Annotated in this window: 18 protein-coding genes; 5 read left to right on the top strand and 13 right to left on the bottom strand. The window is 48.9% G+C overall.

What is annotated here, in order from left to right:
• A complete protein-coding gene (locus SB752_RS13620; RefSeq protein ID WP_410716169.1) occupies nucleotides 1-447 on the top strand; it encodes a hypothetical protein in 447 nt (148 codons plus the stop codon).
• A 67-nt stretch (nucleotides 448-514) separates the two neighbouring features.
• On the opposite strand, the gene SB752_RS13615 is transcribed toward SB752_RS13620, so the two are convergent.
• Both SB752_RS13615 and SB752_RS13610 read right to left on the bottom strand, forming a co-directional pair.
• A complete protein-coding gene (locus tag SB752_RS13615; RefSeq protein ID WP_410594921.1) occupies nucleotides 515-727 on the bottom strand; it encodes a CstA-like transporter-associated (seleno)protein in 213 nt (70 codons plus the stop codon).
• Nucleotides 724-2,814, bottom strand: a complete 2,091-nt coding sequence (locus SB752_RS13610; protein ID WP_410716168.1) for a carbon starvation CstA family protein — start codon at nucleotides 2,812-2,814, stop codon at nucleotides 724-726. The genes SB752_RS13615 and SB752_RS13610 overlap by 4 nt, the downstream gene beginning before the upstream one ends.
• Nucleotides 2,815-3,454: 640 nt before the next feature.
• On the opposite strand from SB752_RS13610, the gene SB752_RS13605 reads away from it, so the two are divergent.
• Both SB752_RS13605 and SB752_RS13600 read left to right on the top strand, forming a co-directional pair.
• Entirely contained in the window at nucleotides 3,455-3,577 is a 123-nt protein-coding gene (locus tag SB752_RS13605) for a hypothetical protein (protein WP_410716167.1), read from the top strand.
• A 155-nt stretch (nucleotides 3,578-3,732) separates the two neighbouring features.
• A complete protein-coding gene (locus SB752_RS13600) occupies nucleotides 3,733-4,218 on the top strand; it encodes a hypothetical protein (RefSeq protein ID WP_289138860.1) in 486 nt (161 codons plus the stop codon).
• A gap of 72 nt (nucleotides 4,219-4,290) precedes the next feature.
• On the opposite strand, the gene SB752_RS13595 is transcribed toward SB752_RS13600, so the two are convergent.
• The 5 genes from SB752_RS13595 to hppD all read right to left on the bottom strand — a co-directional run bounded on the left by SB752_RS13595 (nucleotide 4,291) and on the right by hppD (nucleotide 9,324).
• Nucleotides 4,291-4,623: a hypothetical protein gene (locus SB752_RS13595; RefSeq protein WP_410716166.1), complete on the bottom strand. Its 333-nt coding sequence runs from the start codon at nucleotides 4,621-4,623 to the stop codon at nucleotides 4,291-4,293.
• 12 nt (nucleotides 4,624-4,635) lie between these two features.
• Nucleotides 4,636-5,337, bottom strand: coding sequence for a pirin family protein (locus SB752_RS13590; protein ID WP_410716165.1), 702 nt, complete (start codon nucleotides 5,335-5,337; stop codon nucleotides 4,636-4,638).
• A 249-nt stretch (nucleotides 5,338-5,586) separates the two neighbouring features.
• Nucleotides 5,587-6,378, bottom strand: a complete 792-nt coding sequence (locus SB752_RS13585) for a LytR/AlgR family response regulator transcription factor (RefSeq protein WP_410716164.1) — start codon at nucleotides 6,376-6,378, stop codon at nucleotides 5,587-5,589.
• Entirely contained in the window at nucleotides 6,347-8,074 is a 1,728-nt protein-coding gene (locus SB752_RS13580) for a LytS/YhcK type 5TM receptor domain-containing protein (RefSeq protein WP_410716163.1), read from the bottom strand. The genes SB752_RS13585 and SB752_RS13580 overlap by 32 nt, the downstream gene beginning before the upstream one ends.
• A gap of 158 nt (nucleotides 8,075-8,232) precedes the next feature.
• Entirely contained in the window at nucleotides 8,233-9,324 is a 1,092-nt protein-coding gene (gene hppD / locus SB752_RS13575; protein WP_410716162.1) for a 4-hydroxyphenylpyruvate dioxygenase, read from the bottom strand.
• Between the two features lie 220 nt (nucleotides 9,325-9,544).
• Here hppD and SB752_RS13570 point away from each other — a divergent pair, with 220 nt between their 5' ends.
• The gene (locus tag SB752_RS13570) at nucleotides 9,545-10,240 is read left to right on the top strand and encodes a class I SAM-dependent methyltransferase (protein ID WP_410716161.1); all 696 of its coding nucleotides are present in this window, start codon (nucleotides 9,545-9,547) and stop codon (nucleotides 10,238-10,240) included.
• Nucleotides 10,241-10,425: 185 nt separating this feature from the next.
• Entirely contained in the window at nucleotides 10,426-12,126 is a 1,701-nt protein-coding gene (locus tag SB752_RS13565) for a M14 family metallopeptidase (protein ID WP_410716160.1), read from the top strand.
• Nucleotides 12,127-12,206: 80 nt separating this feature from the next.
• Here the strand turns inward: SB752_RS13565 and SB752_RS13560 are convergent, their stop codons facing one another.
• From SB752_RS13560 to SB752_RS13535, 6 genes are all read right to left on the bottom strand, one after another.
• Nucleotides 12,207-13,154 carry a methyl-accepting chemotaxis protein gene (locus SB752_RS13560; RefSeq protein WP_410716159.1) on the bottom strand — a complete coding sequence of 316 codons (948 nt, stop codon included), beginning with the start codon at nucleotides 13,152-13,154 and terminating at the stop codon, nucleotides 12,207-12,209.
• Between the two features lie 26 nt (nucleotides 13,155-13,180).
• Nucleotides 13,181-13,933, bottom strand: a complete 753-nt coding sequence (locus tag SB752_RS13555) for a hypothetical protein (RefSeq protein WP_410716158.1) — start codon at nucleotides 13,931-13,933, stop codon at nucleotides 13,181-13,183.
• 192 nt (nucleotides 13,934-14,125) lie between these two features.
• Nucleotides 14,126-14,365, bottom strand: a complete 240-nt coding sequence (locus tag SB752_RS13550) for a helix-turn-helix domain-containing protein (protein ID WP_410716157.1) — start codon at nucleotides 14,363-14,365, stop codon at nucleotides 14,126-14,128.
• 99 nt (nucleotides 14,366-14,464) lie between these two features.
• Complete coding sequence (locus tag SB752_RS13545) at nucleotides 14,465-15,085, bottom strand: LysE family translocator (protein WP_410716156.1); 621 nt, start codon at nucleotides 15,083-15,085, stop codon at nucleotides 14,465-14,467.
• A gap of 5 nt (nucleotides 15,086-15,090) precedes the next feature.
• The gene (locus SB752_RS13540; RefSeq protein WP_410716155.1) at nucleotides 15,091-15,525 is read right to left on the bottom strand and encodes an Lrp/AsnC family transcriptional regulator; all 435 of its coding nucleotides are present in this window, start codon (nucleotides 15,523-15,525) and stop codon (nucleotides 15,091-15,093) included.
• A gap of 209 nt (nucleotides 15,526-15,734) precedes the next feature.
• Nucleotides 15,735-17,222, bottom strand: a complete 1,488-nt coding sequence (locus SB752_RS13535) for a DEAD/DEAH box helicase (RefSeq protein WP_410716154.1) — start codon at nucleotides 17,220-17,222, stop codon at nucleotides 15,735-15,737.
• Between the last annotated feature and the right edge of the window lie 223 nt (nucleotides 17,223-17,445).

Here is a 17,445-nt window from a genome sequence, read left to right as displayed (position 1 = left end):
ATGAAGCGAGGCATATCACTGCTATTATTTTCAGTCATCGTCATACTCGTTCTTGGCTGGAGTCGCAGACAAACTATTCCTGAGCATCCAGACACCGAGGCGGAAATCGCTGCTCGGCAATATGTGGAAGCATACGGCTACCAGGTTGTGTCTTACACAGGTCCTATCTCCAGTTATACGCTTTCGCTAGAAGATTTATCCAAGCTCCCACATGCACAGGTTTGGCGCGTGATACCAATTGATCCTGCACCTTTTATTGGAAAGGAAATACAAGTTCACCAGCTGATCGTCTCCAACCATCCCCTTGATTCATACCCGGACTCTCTTGGCAGCACCTCTATCTCTCTCCTATTTTGCGAAGGCCAAGTACTTGGTGGGACATCCGCTCCCATAACAAAAGAACCTCTCCTGGGAGCACCTTTCTCGCTTGATGGAAGGAGCTATTGACACGAACAAAACAAGATGCCCCATCGTCATTTTACTGACTATTAGGGCATCCCTCTTGTCTTGCCTTTTAACAACAGCGTGTCACGCCGCCTTTTTCATATCGCTCTGTAAGTGCGTACATGTAATACTCTCGCTCCGTCATCGGAAAAATGCCCGGAGCCGCATGTGTCACTAGCCAATGCTGCAAATAGCGATCATAGTCTGGCATTCCAAAGATCGTTTTGATGGCAGAGCTTACGCGGCGCAACGACTTTCGCATCGCTCTCCATTTTCGACTCATGCTACGTGATGCCCTTTGCCGTCAATGAAGTTTCCTTTGGATTCGATATAAGGCGCTTCGTACAATGGATACTTTTTGCCTCGCAATATATTGATCCACAAGCGCGCCCCGTCGAGGATGATTCCTATCGTAATGACCATGAAAATAGCGCAAACGGCAGCGTCGATTTGGTCATTGAGAATCATTTTTTGTGCAGCCTCAATCGTTTTTACCCCGTTTGGCAACGTTCCTGCATCGAGTGCCTTCTGGAACACTTCTGCATGCGCCAGGAAGCCGATTTTGGGATCTGTATGGAACAGCTTTTGCCAACCAGCTACGAGTGTAGCCGTCGTCAGCCACGCCATCGGGACGAGTGTAACCCACGAGTAGCGCGCCTTGCCCATTTTAAAGATGAGGGTCGTTCCTACTGTAAACGCAATCGCGGCAAGCATCTGATTCGCGATACCGAAGAGCGGCCACAGGGTATAGATGCCTCCAAGCGGGTCCATGACCCCCTGGAGCAAGAAGTAACCCCAACCGATTGTAATTAATCCAGAGCCGATCAAGTTTCCTGGAAGCCAGTTCACTTCTTTCATTTTCGGGAATACGTTGCCGAGCATATCTTGGACCATGAAGCGACCGACACGCGTCCCCGCATCAATCGTCGTCAAAATGAAGACGGCTTCAAACAATATCGCAAAGTGATACCAGAATGCCATCAGTGCCTTGCCGCCCAAAATTCCGGAGAAAATGGTTGCCATCCCTATAGCAAGTGACGGTGCCCCGCCCGTTCGGGAGAGAATCGTTTTTTCCTGAATATCATCAGCTAGCGTAGTCAGCTGATCAGGAGTGACGGTAAAGCCCCAGCTGGAGATCGTCGTCGCCGCCGCTGCTGCGTCCGCGCCAATCACGGCCCCCGGTGAGTTAATTGCAAAATAAATACCTGGTGTAAGCACGCATGCTGCAATCATCGCCATGATCGCTACACCTGATTCCATCAGCATACCGCCGTAACCGATCAATGGAGCGTGCGATTCCTTGGCAATCATCTTCGGTGTCGTACCTGAGGAAACGAGAGCGTGGAATCCCGACACAGCACCACACGCAATGGTAATAAACAAGAACGGGAACAGATTACCCGCAAATACTGGCCCCGTACCATCGATAAACTTGGTCAATGCTGGCATGTGCAGAGGTGGCAGCGTAAGTATGATTCCGACCGCCAGAATGGCAATGGTTCCGACTTTCAAAAAGGAGCTGAGGTAGTCACGCGGTGCCAGCAAGAGCCATACGGGAAGCACCGACGCTACAAAGCCGTACACGATAATCATCCACGCAAGCTGTACTTTGGAAAACGTAAAGGCTGGACCCCATGTTGGCGACGCAGCTACAGCCTGCCCCAGCCAGAGGGAGAAAAACAGGAGGGCCAGACCGATCAGTGACCCCTCCATGACACGCCCTGGTCGTATATAACGCATGTAAAGCCCCATCAGGATCGCGATCGGCAGCGTCATAAATATCGTAAAGGTAGCCCATGGAGATTCGGCAAGCGCATTTACAACAACCATCGCCAAAACGGCAATCAAAATAATCATGATCGCGATGATACCGACAAGCGCTAGCGCTCCGCCAAACGGACCGATCTCTTCTTTTGCAATTTGTCCGAGCGATTTCCCATTGCGACGCATCGAGCCAAATAGGATAATAAAGTCTTGAACCGCACCACCGATGACCACTCCGACAATGATCCAGAGTGTCCCCGGCAAATAACCCATCTGCGCAGCCAGGGTAGGTCCCACGAGTGGTCCTGCACCTGCAATCGCAGCGAAGTGATGTCCAAAGAGTACCCATTTGTTTGTGGGAACGAAGTCTTTTCCATCATTGTTGACTTCGGCTGGAGTAGCTCTCTTGTCATCGAGTCCCATCAATTTTTTGGCAATAAAACGGCTGTAAAAACGATAAGCAACGGCATAAGTGCAAATTGCAGCTGTCAGTAGCCAGAATGAGTTGACGGACTCTCCACGAGTCAGAGCAATGATTCCAAATCCAATTGCTCCTAGAGCGGCAATCCCACCCCAGATGAGGATGGAAAGAAGCCATTTCTTCATACGTGCGCCTCCTTACCTATTTCTATAAAATTCAGGCAATTAGCCTTAGAACAAGGTATCATAAGGAAGAAATTGTCTAAACGAATCTTGGCTGAACCGTACAAAAACAGGCATGAGCGGCACCATTCTCGTATGAGTGAAAGCGCATACAGGACAAATCACTTGCTGCGATACCAAAATCTGAAACCTTTCAGCTGGTCTATCGTATTGCATATCTACAGCATTTTTCTGCTTAGGAGGGACAAGATGCCATCTCGCCCCAACTCTTTCATACATATTTGCTGGCTTGCACTTCTGGTTACATGCTTATGCTATTTCCCCAGCAGCTCGATTTCTACCGAGCCTACTGTTCATGATGCGCAGGCATCCTATACTACCCTGCATAAAGGCGTGTTTCACCTCGTCAGCTACCGACAGCACACCCCTGTCAAAGTTTTCGTGCAAAAGCAACAAGCCCATTTTATGCCGGTAAAACAGCAAAACACGCTATATTTGCTTCTCGCCCTTATCGTTAGCTTTTTGTTTATTGTCCAGACGAGACTAAAATGGATTATTCTCATGCCGATCAAATACGGGTCCAAATTTGTGGACGACCTCCTCAAAGGAATGGTAAGCAAACCTGAGAGGAGATTGAGGAGCAATGAGATATACAAAAAAAGAAGCGGACATGATTCAAGGAACGATCAGAGATATCAAAGTTTTTTCTATCGCCCTGGTCGTAGTGGTCATCGGTTTGTTCGTCTTGAAATACTACATCGGATAACTTGAATGCATCTATCATTCCTCCCTTTTCCTCTTGGATTGGGAGGTTTTTTATGAGGAAAGGGAATGTATCCGCCCCGAGACTGATTCTTGCCTTTACAACGTATGATAAAATGATACAAGAATTGGAAGGTTGACCAAAAGGAGAACTTGCTCATGAGACATATTGGCGGCTATCTATTAATTGGGATTGGCGCGATGTTTGTAATGGCCACGTATTTCAACATCCCGCTTGCAATCGACAAGCTTTGGCCTGCATTTTTGCTTATCCCTGCCATCGCTTTTCACATTTTCTTTTTCATGAATCCAAGGCCCAATCGTGCAGGCTTGCTGGTGCCGGGAGGAATCCTGCTCGTTTACGCCCCGCTCTTCTTTTTCAGTCAAATATTTATGGATGGCGACATGAGCACGACCTGGCCGTTCTTTCTGATTGGTCCCGCGGTCGGTCTTACGGAATTATACATTTTTGGCGGACGGAAAAAGGGTCTGTTGATCCCTATCAGCATTTTGACGACAGTCGCTCTCATATTCTTGGCAGCGAATCTGTTATCGAGTCAGGTAGGTGGCCTTCTCGGCTTGCTGCTGATCGTTTTGGGCGGTTACCTGGTATCACGCAAAAAAAGCGACGATTATTCGGTGTAAGCAGGAAAAGAAAAAGACCAGTTCGGCACAGGAGATTTTCACTCGTGTCGCACTGGTCTTTTTTCTATTTCTTTACAGCTGGGCACTAAACTGGTCGGGAATGTATTCGATTTTCGACTGCGCCACAATCGTTAGCTGTGCCGATGCGGCATCGTATGTGATAGGACCGTCCTTCACGTAATACCAGATCTTTTTAATAGGCTTTCCCTCTTGCTCCTGGAACAAAAAGACATTCAGCTCGTCTTTCCACTTCATGATCTCTTGTACGTGCTCGGGCGGTACCGACAGCAAAAAGCGTGTCGCCTCGCCTGCTTGCTTCCATTGATAGGAAACGCCATCTTTTCCCGAGTCAATAAAGGTTCTGCCGCCAACGGCATGCTTGACCAGTAATGTTTCTTTCATCATGCGTATCCTCCTTTATGGCAAGTCAATCAGCATGAAAAACGCTGCTTCTTCTGCTGCTGTAATCGTGAGGCTCGTCTCTGCCTCGATTCGTGCCGAGTCTCTCGTCCCCATGGCTTGTTCGTTCACAGAAAGCGATCCTTCGATCACAAACAGAAACGTCCGTCGGCCAGCTTTTTGCGAAAAAGATACTGTGGTGGCTGGCTCAAGCCGGCTCAAGTAAATCGTCATATCCTGATGAATGGCAGCAATTTTCTCTCCACCCTCGGGGGATACGACCGGCAGCAACTGATTTTGCAGCCCCTCCGCATCGTAACGCTTTGTTTCAAAGGATGGGGTCAGCCCCCGCTCGGATGGCATAAACCAAAGCTGTAAAAAGTTCAGATCGTCAGTTTCCGAGGCATTGTACTCCGCGTGGATGATCCCGCTCCCCGCACTCATCCGCTGAACTTCTCCAGCTGAAGTCACCTCGACATTGCCCAAATTGTCTTCATGCTTGATCGCCCCGCGCAAAACGACAGTTACGATTTCCATGTCACTGTGAGGGTGCGGTCCAAAGCCTTTTCCGCCCGCTACCTCGTCGTCATTGCACACACGCATAACACTAAAGCCAGTATTATTTTCGTCAAAATACTCGCCAAACGAAAAGCTGAGATGACTGCGCAGCCACCCTAGATCAACGGAATATCTCAAATTTGAAGGATATACTTGTATCATACCAATCTCCCTTTCCTCGCAGCTCTCTCTAGTTTACTCGGAAAAGTACTTTTCGACCAGTTTTTCAGCTGTGCGCGCTTTTGAGTGCTGGGTGGTCAGCGTTAGTCTAGGACCTCCCAGAGGCTGTTGATCTGGAGAGCGAGAAAGATGGGAGAGGAAATGAATGCTCCAGCTCCCCTATCACAAACTCGTCTACGTGCAAATCTGTGGCTTGCGTCTCTGTATTTGTGTGTCATCGGCCCTTGAGCGTCAAAATCCTAATCTCCTTTTGAGCTCCTTTACCACATTGCGGCTTACAGGCACCTCCGTCTTGCGATTATCCTGCATCACCAGATGAATCGATCCCTTGAACCATGGCACCAGCTCAGCTGTTCTGGAAAGATTGACGATATAAGCGCGATGAGTCCGGAAAAATTGCTGTGGAGATAGCCTGCTCTCCAGCTCCTGCAAGGTAAAGGAGGTCGCGTATTGCTCGCATCCAGTATAAATGCTGGCGTATCTACCCTCCAGCGTAGCAAAAACGATTTCATTTGGGTCGATCAGTATGATCCTTCCATTTTTCTCCACCGGAACTCGACGTGGCTGCTGATCCGACAGTACGCTTTGCAGCAAAAATTGCAGTCTTTCCTCAAATTGTGGCGTTTCTACCGCTTGCGCAGCACTTGCTGTCCGCAGCAGACGACGCACACGATTCATCGTCTTCTCAAGACGCAGCTCACTAAAGGGCTTGACAATGTAATCGACCGCTTCCGTCTCGAACGCCCGGACAGCGTGGATTTCATAAGCGCTCGCAAAAATGATGACAGGCGGCTTCACCATGGATTCCAGCAGCTCCTGACCCACATCGACACCATCGCGATCTTGCAAATGGATATCCAAGAAGACCGCATCAGGCTCAATCTGAACGATCGCATCGATTGCCTCTTCCCCACTGCTAGCCTCGCCGACTACAGAGACTTCAGGAAATTGCTCGATTAAATACCGCAGCTCTTCTCTCGCTGGCGCTTCATCATCCACGATGAACACTTTTAGCACTCGCATTCACCCCCACCGGTAATTGTATCGTGCAGGTCGTGCCCCGCCCGGCTTCACTTTCAATGACGATTCCATAAGGATCACCATAAATGGAACAAAGCCGGCTTCTTACATTGGAAAGACCGATACCAGACAAACGCCGCTTTCCATCCTTTTGCGTCTGGGCAGAAAGAAAAGGGTCCTGATCCATGCCTACGCCATCATCGGCTACAGTCAGCTCCAACGTCTGCGTGTCCAAACGCCGCGCCCTGATCTTCACCGTGCCGCCTTCCCGCTTGGGTAAAAGTCCGTGCTTCACCGCATTTTCAACCAGTGGCTGCAAAATGAGTCCGGGCACCGTTACCCGCTCGACTCCAGCTTCAATGTCGTACTCCACATGCAGCTTGTCTCCAAATCGGGCACGTTCGATTGCTAGGTATGCTTCGATATGCTCCAGCTCTCCAGCCAGACTGACATAGCCTCCGGAATCGTGCAAATTGCGTCTAAAATACTCCCCCAGATGAATCAACAGCTCACGTGCCTGCTCCGGGCGAAATCGAATAAACGAAACGATTGTATTGAGTGCATTGAATAAAAAATGCGGGTTGATCTGTGCATGCAGGGCTTTGATCTCTGCATCTGCCAACAGACGGGACTGCTGTTCCAGCTCTGCCAGCTCCAATTGGGTAGAAATAAAGTTCCCCAAGCCGCGAACCAGCTCCAGATCGACAGCGGACAGCTTGCGTGAACGATCCTGGTACAGCTTCAGGACACCTGCTACCTCTTGTCTGCGCATCAGGGGAACGAGAATCGCGTAGCGCAGCGAACAGTTTGGCTCCTTGCAGCCGATCTCCTCTTTTGTCCGGGCGATCATCATTTCCTTGGTCAAAATGACTTCCTTGGTTGCTTTTGTCGTAATTCCTTCCCCGACTACATGATGGGAGGAGCCAGCACCGACATGGGCAAGCACCGTGCGCGTATCTGTGATGGCGACAGCCGCTACTCGGGTCGTACGCAATATTTCCTCTGCCACTTTTTTCGCAGAATCGTAGTTCAAGCCTTGGCGCAAATAGGATAACGTCTTGTCAGCCACCTGCATCGTTCTTTGTGCCTGCAGCGCGCCGATGCGGTCTTCTTCCTTTTTCACCAAATCAATAATGATGATCAGGATCGCCACACCGAGTGAATTCACGACGGACATCGGGATGCTTATCGACTTGACGAGGGCCAGCGCTTCCGCATAGGGACTTGCCAAAAGTAAAATAATGCCCATTTGCATCCATTCGGCGATAAACCCTACACCGAGTGCTGTCGTCCAGCCAATTCCCTGGTTCCGATTTCGCCGATACTGATAGATCAAGCCAGCGATCAGACCTTCACTGATGGTTGATACGGCACAAGCCAAATCGGTAAAACCACCAAGCGAATACCGATGGATTCCCGCTACCAGACCCGTTAAAAGTCCTACCCACGGTCCGGCCAATAGTCCGGCTACCACCGTGCCAATCACCCGCGAATTGGCAATCGCATCCTGATACCAGATGCCATTGTAGGTTCCCAAGATAGAAATGGCGGAAAAGATCAGCACCATGACCGCTTTTTCCCGCCAGGTTGCCTGTTGGTTCAAAATGCTGCGAAAGGCTCGTACACGTGTAAATAAAAGGGCGGCAACGATCAAGACAGCCGTCCGCTCAGCCAAAGGAACCATCAAGGCTACATTCATAACACTTCCCCCTATAAACCCCTCTCCCCTCATTATCCACATCAGACATATAGACGGTCAAGCGAATTGTCTGACAAGACTGACTACGGACGAAAAACCACCCTCAGCGCACACGTGCCACGTTGAGGATGGTTTCCTTGGTCGAGGAAAAAGATGGCTTACAGATTCCCGCGTCTCTCTTGCTCGCGCTCCAGCGCTTCAAACAGCGCTTTAAAGTTGCCGTTGCCAAAGCCCCGTGCGCCTTTACGCTGGATGACCTCAATAAACAAGGTCGGGCGGTCTACGATTGGCTTGCTGAACAGCTGCAGCAAATACCCCTCATCGTCTCGGTCTACGAGGACGCCGAGCTTTTTCAGTGCTTCAATATCCTCGTCGATTTCGCCCACACGGTCCTTCAGTTCTTCGTAATACGTATCTGGTACGGAAAGAAAGTCTACGCCATTTTCCTGAAGCTTGGAGACAGTTGTAATAATGTCATTGGTCAAAATCGCGATGTGCTGAACACCAGGCCCTTTATAGAACTCGAGGAACTCCTGGATTTGCGACTTGCGCCGTCCTTCCGCAGGCTCGTTAATCGGGAACTTGATGCGTCCTGTTCCGCTTTGCATCACCTTGGACATGAGCGCGGAATACTCCGTCGAGATATCATCCTCGCTGAAGTTTTGAACGGCTGTAAAGCCCATGACCTTTTGATAATACTCAACCCACTCATCCATCACTTCCACGTTGCCTACGATGTGATCGATCCCGACGATTCCTGTACCTTCTGCCTTGATGGGCGATTGATAAGCTGTATATCCTGGCAGGAATGGACCGGTGTAGTTTTTACGCTCGATAAAGGAATGAATGTTTTCACCATAAGTGCCGATAATTGCTTTTTTCACAGTTCCGAACTCGTCTGTATATTCGGTAGGCTCCATGATCGGAATCGCACCGCGCGATACAGCTTCCCGATATGCTTGTTCACAGTCTTCTACACGAAGGGCAACGTCCTTGACACCGTCTCCATGCTTTTTCACAAATTCTGCAATTGGATTATCCGGATTCAGCGCTCCGCTGATCACAAATGTCATATGATTTTGCTTCAACACATATGAAACCTTTTCGCGAGAGCCTGTCTCCAGTCCAGAATAGGCGACTGCTTCAAAGCCGAATGCTTTTGTAAAATAGTGCATCGTTTGCTTGGCATTGCCTGTGTAAAACTCGAGATAATCCCAGTCTTGAATCGGAAAAAAATCGGTATTGCTCATTACTACCCCTCCATTTTTCCTGCTTTTTCAATTAATAAGACTTTTTGGGTTATTATGATTATTTTGTCGACATATTGAGATTACATTGGAAACGCTTACTCATGCAAGAACGCGAAACACCGGGAAAACGCTCAACCGCTTTTATCGATTAAAGTACGCATTTGAGCGGGCGCTTGGTACAATAAAGGCAAGATATTACTTAGAGGGGGACACAAATTTTATGAGCCAATGGAGTGAACAAGCAGCCAAGCAGTGGGATCATTTCGCCGCAGATTGGCATTCGAAAAGTGATGCCATGTGGGAAACAGGAAGTCGACGTACCATTCTCCCATTTTTCATGCAGCATATCTCCACTCAGACTGGCCCCGTACTGGATGCAGGCTGCGGCGATGGATACGCGAGCTGCAAGCTTGCCGGGCAGGGCTATACGGTGGAGGGCATAGACATTGCCGGGGAAATGATTCGCCTCGCCCATGACCGGGCAAAAGCAGAAGATGTTCAGGTTCAGGTTCATTTTCAAACAGCAGACATTAGTCACATGCCTTTTTCTGATGAAAGCTTCGCAGGAGTGCTATCTATCAATGTGGTCGAATTCACTCCCTCCCCTCTTCAGACATTACGGGGGCTGCATCGTGTGCTCGCACCGGAAGGCGTATTGATTTTAGGCATTCTCGGCCCAACAGCAGGACCGCGTGCACATAGCTATCGGCGACTCTATGAGGAAACGACGATCCAGAATACGATGATGCCATGGGAGGCCAAGCAGTTGGCTCGCGAAAACGGCTTTTTGCTACTGTCCGAGGAGCCTGTTTACAAGGAAGGCATAACACCTGACATCGCCGGTCGCTTGAGTGTAGAATTGCGTGAGGCAGTTAGCTTTTTGACACTGTTTGCCCTGCAAAAAGAAGCGAACTAAGCTTGTGCAGCAGCGGGCTGTTGGCTCCTCTACCAACGGCCTGCCCCCTGTTAGCCCTCTTTATGCTCACACGTTAGACCTAATTTTCACCCTCCAAAAATGGATAAACAGGTTGATTAACATTTTTGTAATTATCTGATAATTTTATATTAGATTTACTTTCATCCATTTTTAGGAGGGACGCTATGAGTAAGAAAATAGGTGTTGCTGTTTCAACCGCTCTCATCATGTCCATGTTCGCCAGCGGTTCTGCCACTCCGACGATGTTTGCTGTTAGCAAAGCGCAAGCGGCAGAAGCCAAAACGGAAAAACAGTTTATCCCCTATTACGGATACGGTCCTAGTTATGTGCAACCAGAGAGCATCCAGGCACTCTTTCCTAAACCAGAGATAAATTTTGAAACCCCCGCTTTTCAGACAGGCAAGGTAGCCTTCACTTCCCAACAAGAAATGATCGATTACATAACCAAGCTAGCTGCAGGCAACAAGCAAATGAAGCTCGTCACAATCGGTACCTCTCTGGAGGGACGCGACATTCCACTACTCCTCTTTAGCAATGATCTGAATTCCATCAAGAAAAACAAAGACAAGCCGCTGATCTGGCTGCAGGCGCAAATCCATGGCAATGAGCCAGCTGCAGGTGAATCGGCACTCGTTATCGCCAAATGGCTTGCGGAAGAAAAGCTTGGTGCTGACCTCTTGGAAAAGGTGAATATCGCGATCGTGCCACGGATCAATCCTGATGGCTCCTATGGCTTCAAGCGTTATATTGCTACGGATTTTGATGCCAACCGCGATTACATGAAGGTCGAATATCCCGAGGTGCAAGCGATTCACAAAGCCATCAACGAGTACGAGCCAGACGTCATTCTCGATGCTCATGAGTATGGCGTAAACTACAGTCAATTTGCCAATATCGGGCCTAAAGGAGCGATTTCCTCCTACGATGTGCTGATTTCATCTGCGAAAAACTTGAACATCCCTGAGTCGCTGCGCAAAATGTCTGACAATCTGCTATTAACAGATGTGCAAAAAGCACTGGATCAGGAAGAGCTTTCTCACCACGCCTATTTTACACTCGCAAAAGGCAAGGACGGCAAAGTGACCGCCACAGAGGGCAGCACAGAAACTCGGATCGGACGAAATGCCCTCGGACTGAAAAATACACTGACATTTCTGGTAGAGACACGAGGGATTGGCATCGGACGTGCCGATTTTGAACGACGCGTATACAGTCAGGCCGTTACTCACTCTTCCTTTATTCAGTCTGCCGCTGCCCACGCAAGCGAGATCAAGACAGCCGTTGCCACTGCCCGCCAGGAGATCACAGAGAAAGGCAGAAAAACAAATGATAACGACAAAATCGTGATTGTAAGTGAAAATAAGCGAGTGCCCGACCAATCTCTTGTCGTCGTTGATTTGGCTGCAGCGAAAAAAGTTTCTGCTCTGATCGATTGGGTCAGCTCGACCGATGCGTTTCCCGTGCTGGAAAGGGAGCGTCCAACAGCCTATCTGATGCCACCTGCCTATCATGACATCGCGAGCAAGCTGGAGCAGCTTGGCGTTAAGGTAAGCAAGCTTTCCCAAGACACGACGGTTCCCGTAGAGAGCTATACGGTAAGTGAAAACAAAGTAAACACAACGTATGAAAATGGTCATTTTACAAATCAGGTGACCACCAATGTATCTGAGCAAACCAAAACATTCCCGGCTGGCAGCTATGTGTTTCAGATGGACCAGCCAAACGCCAACTTTATTGCCTTGGCTCTGGAACCTGAATCGGTCGATAGCTACGTTGCCTTTAATTTTATTGCCGTGGAAAAAGGCGACGAGGTGCCTGTGTACCGTTATATGCTGGAGCAAGCTCTTCCTCTCGCCAAGCGTTAAGTAAACACATGCCAAAAACGTCCCTCTCCTTAGTTCTGGAAGGGACGTTTTCATATAAAGGGACAGATAGAAGTCGAAAATTAGGCCAACACTTTTTTCACGTCTTTGAGGCTTGCTTGCAGAAGCTGGTCTACCTCACCTGCTTCTCTTACATGGCTCAGTAGATCATCATTTAGCTCGTCCAACAGGCTCTTGGCTTCATTCACTTGCTGTGATACTTCACCCGCAAAATGCTTTTGCTGCTGAATAATTTGCAGGACACCTGTAACCTCGTCATTGACCTTGTGGAAAGCCTGAACAATGCCTTCCATTTTGCCGGAAGCATCCTTGCTGATTGACAGGCCGTCTTTGATCGCCGCACTGCTCTTTTCACTGTTCGCCAGTGCTTCTTTCGTTTCTTCTTGTATTTTTCCAATCAAATCTGCGATGTCTTTGGTCGAATTCGCCGTCATTTCCGCCAGCTTACGAACCTCGTCTGCCACCACAGCGAAGCCGCGTCCCTGCTCGCCTGCACGCGCTGCCTCGATCGCAGCATTCAGCGCCAGCAGGTTTGTCTGATTGGCAATATCACTAATAACTTTGACAATGCTCGTAATTTCTGACGAACGATCCTCGAGCCTGCTCATGGAACGTGAGGTGTTCACCGAATCCTTTTCCAGCGTACTCATGACCTGCACGACTTCATTCATCGCTGTTTTGCCCGCATCTGCACGTTCAACCGATTCCTGGCAGATCGAGGTCAAGCGCTCCCCGCGCTGCAACAATTGGTTGGCTGACTCGTCATCGCTCTCATTAATACGCTGGATTTTTTCTACCACCTGCATCATTTGTGTCGCCAGCTGCGCGAGTCCGTCATGCTGGGCGTTTACTCCATCATGCGAAGTGATGATAGTCCCCATCTGTTCATAGATTACTACTAATTCTTTCTTCATCTCGCGCTGCATTTCTTCTGCCTGGTTTACCTGAGTCGCTACTGCTGTTGCTGCTGTTTCCTTTTCTGCAAGTCCCTTGTCCTTTTTCCAAAACATACCCGTTCACTCCTCTGTGTACACAGTTAGTCATCACGGCGTGAAAACATACGGGATTCCACGGTACCCGGATGCTGCTTCGCCAAGATCAGCAGATTCTCCAAAAAAAGGTAATGCCCTTCCAACAACTCCACGTCCTTGCGCTCAAATTGCTTCACCTGCAAATACTGCTGCATTTCGAGCGCGTAGCGTTCTAGCTTATCGTGAAAATCGTTAGCCCTGAGCATCTGCTCCACTTCAGGATACTCTGTTTTTAGCCGGGTAATTTCCCCGTACACCTTGCTGCCCTCCAAAATCATCTGATAAGCGATCCGCTCCATGGATGCAGTCGTCGCGGCTTCTTGCTCTTCGCGATCTGCACGCACATCGGATAAGTAAGTGATGAAATGGTAGACAGTCAAAAACAGTGGTCCCAAAAATAAAATGATCCCCGCTTTGTACACATGCTGATTGGACAAATTGCTGATGAGCAGGAACAAATGAAATAAGATCGCGCCCAGCCATACGTAAATGATGATCTGGTGGTTGACCTTCCCGGCCTGTTGATGGCGCGAAAAGGCAAAGGTTAGGCCTAGCAAATAAAAGGCGAGCAAGGTAAAGCTAGCTGAAAACAAGGCCATCTCCATTTCTTGCAGCCAAGTTGCATCGGCGGGAATCTCGATCAAAAATTCAAAAGCGAGCACCAGCAGTGAGAAAAGCAACCCCATGATCCAAAACCGGCTAACTTCTGTATCGTTCCTCCGCCGGGAGCGGTAACGTTCTGCACGGGATCCCTTCATGATCTTCTCACCTCAATCACTATGATTCGCCACGATTCTAGCTTTTCCTTTCATGTTCGGCCAAATTCTGACAAGATGAGCTTTTGACCGCGCTCGCGAAATGAAATTTTCCAAAAGTAGAAAAAAGCCCTCGTGCCTGCAAAACATTTTCTTGCTTACTGGCAGTGGGCTTTCCGTAGTACCTATGTGCAGTTATCTCCCTCTCCGGGGGTGGTTGTCCACGACACTCAAGGAACCATCCTTGATATACCGCAATATTTTCGATACGGAAATGCCTGTCGCATTGGCAATTTGCATCGCATTTGAATTCGGGTAGCTTCTCACATAGTTTCGAATCATCCGATAGTCTTCCATATCGTTTTGACCGCAAACCTGGCAAGTATACTCGCCGGGATTTAGTATATGTCCGCATTTAAAGCATTTATCCGTCATCGCTGGTTCTCCTCATACCCTGTGCTTTGGCATTATTTGGCCTAAAGGGTTCCATCTACCTATATATTACCCACAATATAGTAGGAGGAAAACACTATTTCACACAGATAGTCCTTTTTGCAGCAAAAGCACGGCAAAACCGATTAAGCAAATGCCTACCAGCCTATTTACTATCCGCAACCATTTGGGCACAAGATAACGCGCTAGCAGTTTTCCGAGCATCGCGACGAATCCGAGAAATACGAGCGTCGATAGCAAGCAGCCAGTCGCAAATAAAAGCAGCGTCGGCATGTCTGGCAAGTGGTGCGAAGCCATCAAGGAACCAAAAACGCCCGACCAAAACAGTATCGTTAGCGGATTTGTGAGCGTCAGAGACAGTCCATACACAAAGCTGTTCCGTTCTGCTCCTGCCGATGCTTCTCCCGTCATCTCTGCGTCTCCATCGGCTTGCCGGGAACGCAGGCTGTCTACGCCAAACCAGACCAGTGTAGCTGCGCCTCCAATCAGCACGACTTGCTTGACCCACGCCAGCTGTAAAACAAGAGAAAGCCCTCCAATCGCACCCGCCATATAAAAGGCATCTACCAACGCCACACCCGCAATCATCTTCCACGCATGAGCAAATCCACGTCTGATCGACAGCTGCAAGATCGCCAGGCAGACGGGTCCTACAGAGAGCTGAAGAAGCATCCCGAACATGATACCGTCCCATAAAGCCATTCGCCTCACAGCTCCTCTTTCATCGTTGACAAGGCGATCATCGTATTCGTCTTACTGACCCCCTCAATTTGCTTGAGTGTGTCCGATATGAGCTGCTCCAGCTCCGCTGTTCCTTTTACAGCAACTTTTACCAGGTAATCATAGGAGCCTGCAAGATGATGACATTCCAGCACATGATCGGTCTCTAAAATCTGCTTTCGAAAGCCCGCAATATGCTCTGTCTTTTCAAGCTGGACCATGATAAATGCGATCAGACGAAGCCCCATATACTCGCGATTTACTTTCACAGTGAATTGGTCAATGACCCCTGTCTCTTCCAGCTTACGGATGCGTTCGGATACGGCTGGCACGGAGAGATGGACCTTTTTGCTTATATCCGAGCTGGTCATTCGGCTGTTATCTTTTAGCAATTGCAAAATTTGTTCATCGATACGATCCACGATATCCCTCCTTTCCTCCATTATAACAAGAGACTAAATCATTTAAGTCATTTCTCTCAACAACGATAAATATGTAAGTCAAAACTCAGTTTTTCATTATTATATTTTGTTCCAGGTTACTTTACAGGCAGTTGCTTAAAAAGATAAAGTCAGGACAAAAAAGACTGTCCCGATACAAAACGTATCAAGACAGTCTTGAGTGAGCTGAATTAGCCTCTTCCTTTGCCATTGCTTTTTCCTGCAGACGGTTGAAACGGTCTTCCGCCTTTTGCTGGGCGTCCAGCTCCGCCTTTGCCTGCTTTCTTAGCTGCAGGCTTCACGGTTTTTCCAGCTTTCCGTGCAGCGATTGCTTCCGCCTTTTTGCGGTTTTGCTCGTACTTGGTTTGCAATTCGTCCAGCTCACGAGCGAGCTTTTTCTTGTAGCCTGGTTTTACCCTTGCCTTTTTCTTCAAGGCTTCACGAACAGGAGCAAACTCCTTGTCCTTTTCCTTCTTTTGCTCTTTTTGCTGTTGTGTGCGTAGCTCGACGTAGTGCGCTTCCCGCTCCTCTGCGCGCTGACGACGACCTGCATCCAAATGACGGCCTGCTTGAAGGATGCGTTCCTCAATAGATGCCTTGGTTGCTTTGGCGAAGCGGCCCATCAGGTTTTTCTGACGAGGAGAAATGAGCGAGATCGCTTTTCCCTTTTGTCCCGCACGACCTGTACGTCCAACACGGTGAATATAGCTCTCCACGTCGTTCGGCAAATCGTAGTTAATGACATGCGTCACGCCTTCTACATCAAGCCCGCGCGCTGCAATATCCGTGGCGATCAAATATTGGAAACGAATTTCGCGGAATTGCTTCATCAGCTGTTCACGCTTGTTTTGGGACAAGTCGCCATAAAGTGCTTGGGCAGACAGTCCATTCTCCTGCAAACGCGCAGTCAGCTGCTGTACACGTACTTGGGTATTGGCAAATACGATCGTCAAAAACGGCTGCTCCTGCTCCAGTACGTCCACGAGTGCATCCGTCTTGTCGCTTTGATTGGTTACGTAGTAAAACTGCTCGATTTTCTCAACGGTTTTTTGCTTGCCCTCGATCTTGATGTGCGGCGGCTGCTTCATGAAGCGATGAGCCAGCTTTTTCACCAGATCAGGCATGGTTGCGGAGAACAATAGAACCTGTCGTTGGGACGGTGTGTGGACAATGACTTGCTCCACATCCTCCAAAAAGCCCATCTCCATCATTTTGTCTGCTTCGTCCAATACCAGTGTAGAGATACGTCCAAAATGGAGCGAGCCCCGCTTCATATGATCCAATACACGTCCTGGTGTACCGACGACAACATGTACAGTCTCTTTCAGCTTGTTTAGCTGTCTGTCAATATCCGTTCCGCCGTGCAGCGACAGTACATTGATATCAAGATGCTTCCCTAGCTTTTCTACCTCTTTTGCAATCTGAATCGACAATTCACGTGTCGGCGTCAGGATCAGCGCTTGAATATCCCGCTTCCCGGCCTCCAGACCGTTCAGGATCGGCAGCATGAATGCCGCTGTTTTTCCTGTACCCGTCTGTGCCTGTCCGATCACATCTTTTCCTTCCAGAATCAGTGGAATTGCTTCCTCCTGAATCGGGGTTGGTTCTTTATAATACAGGTCTTGAATCCCTTGCATCAGCTCCGGTCGAAAGCCAAAAGACGCAAACGATTTTGCCATGGAGTCCACTTCCTTTCACAAGCGGTCCGATTCGCCACACCAAAGACTGCATGGACAGTGGGGTGCGAAAAAACCGGCAACCGTCAATCATAATCATCCCAGGCAAAAGTACGCCCGCTCAGATTCCTATCCTACCTATACTAAATGAGTCGTTGCAAAAAAACAACTAAACCATTTGAGATCAGATGAAATCGCTGGGTAAGCGACAAAGCCCTCCCCTTCA

It is taken from the genome of Brevibacillus sp. SIMBA_040, assembly GCF_046535075.1.
Classification (GTDB): Bacteria; Bacillota; Bacilli; order Brevibacillales; family Brevibacillaceae; genus Brevibacillus.
This window is presented reverse-complemented; position numbering and strand designations above follow the sequence as displayed.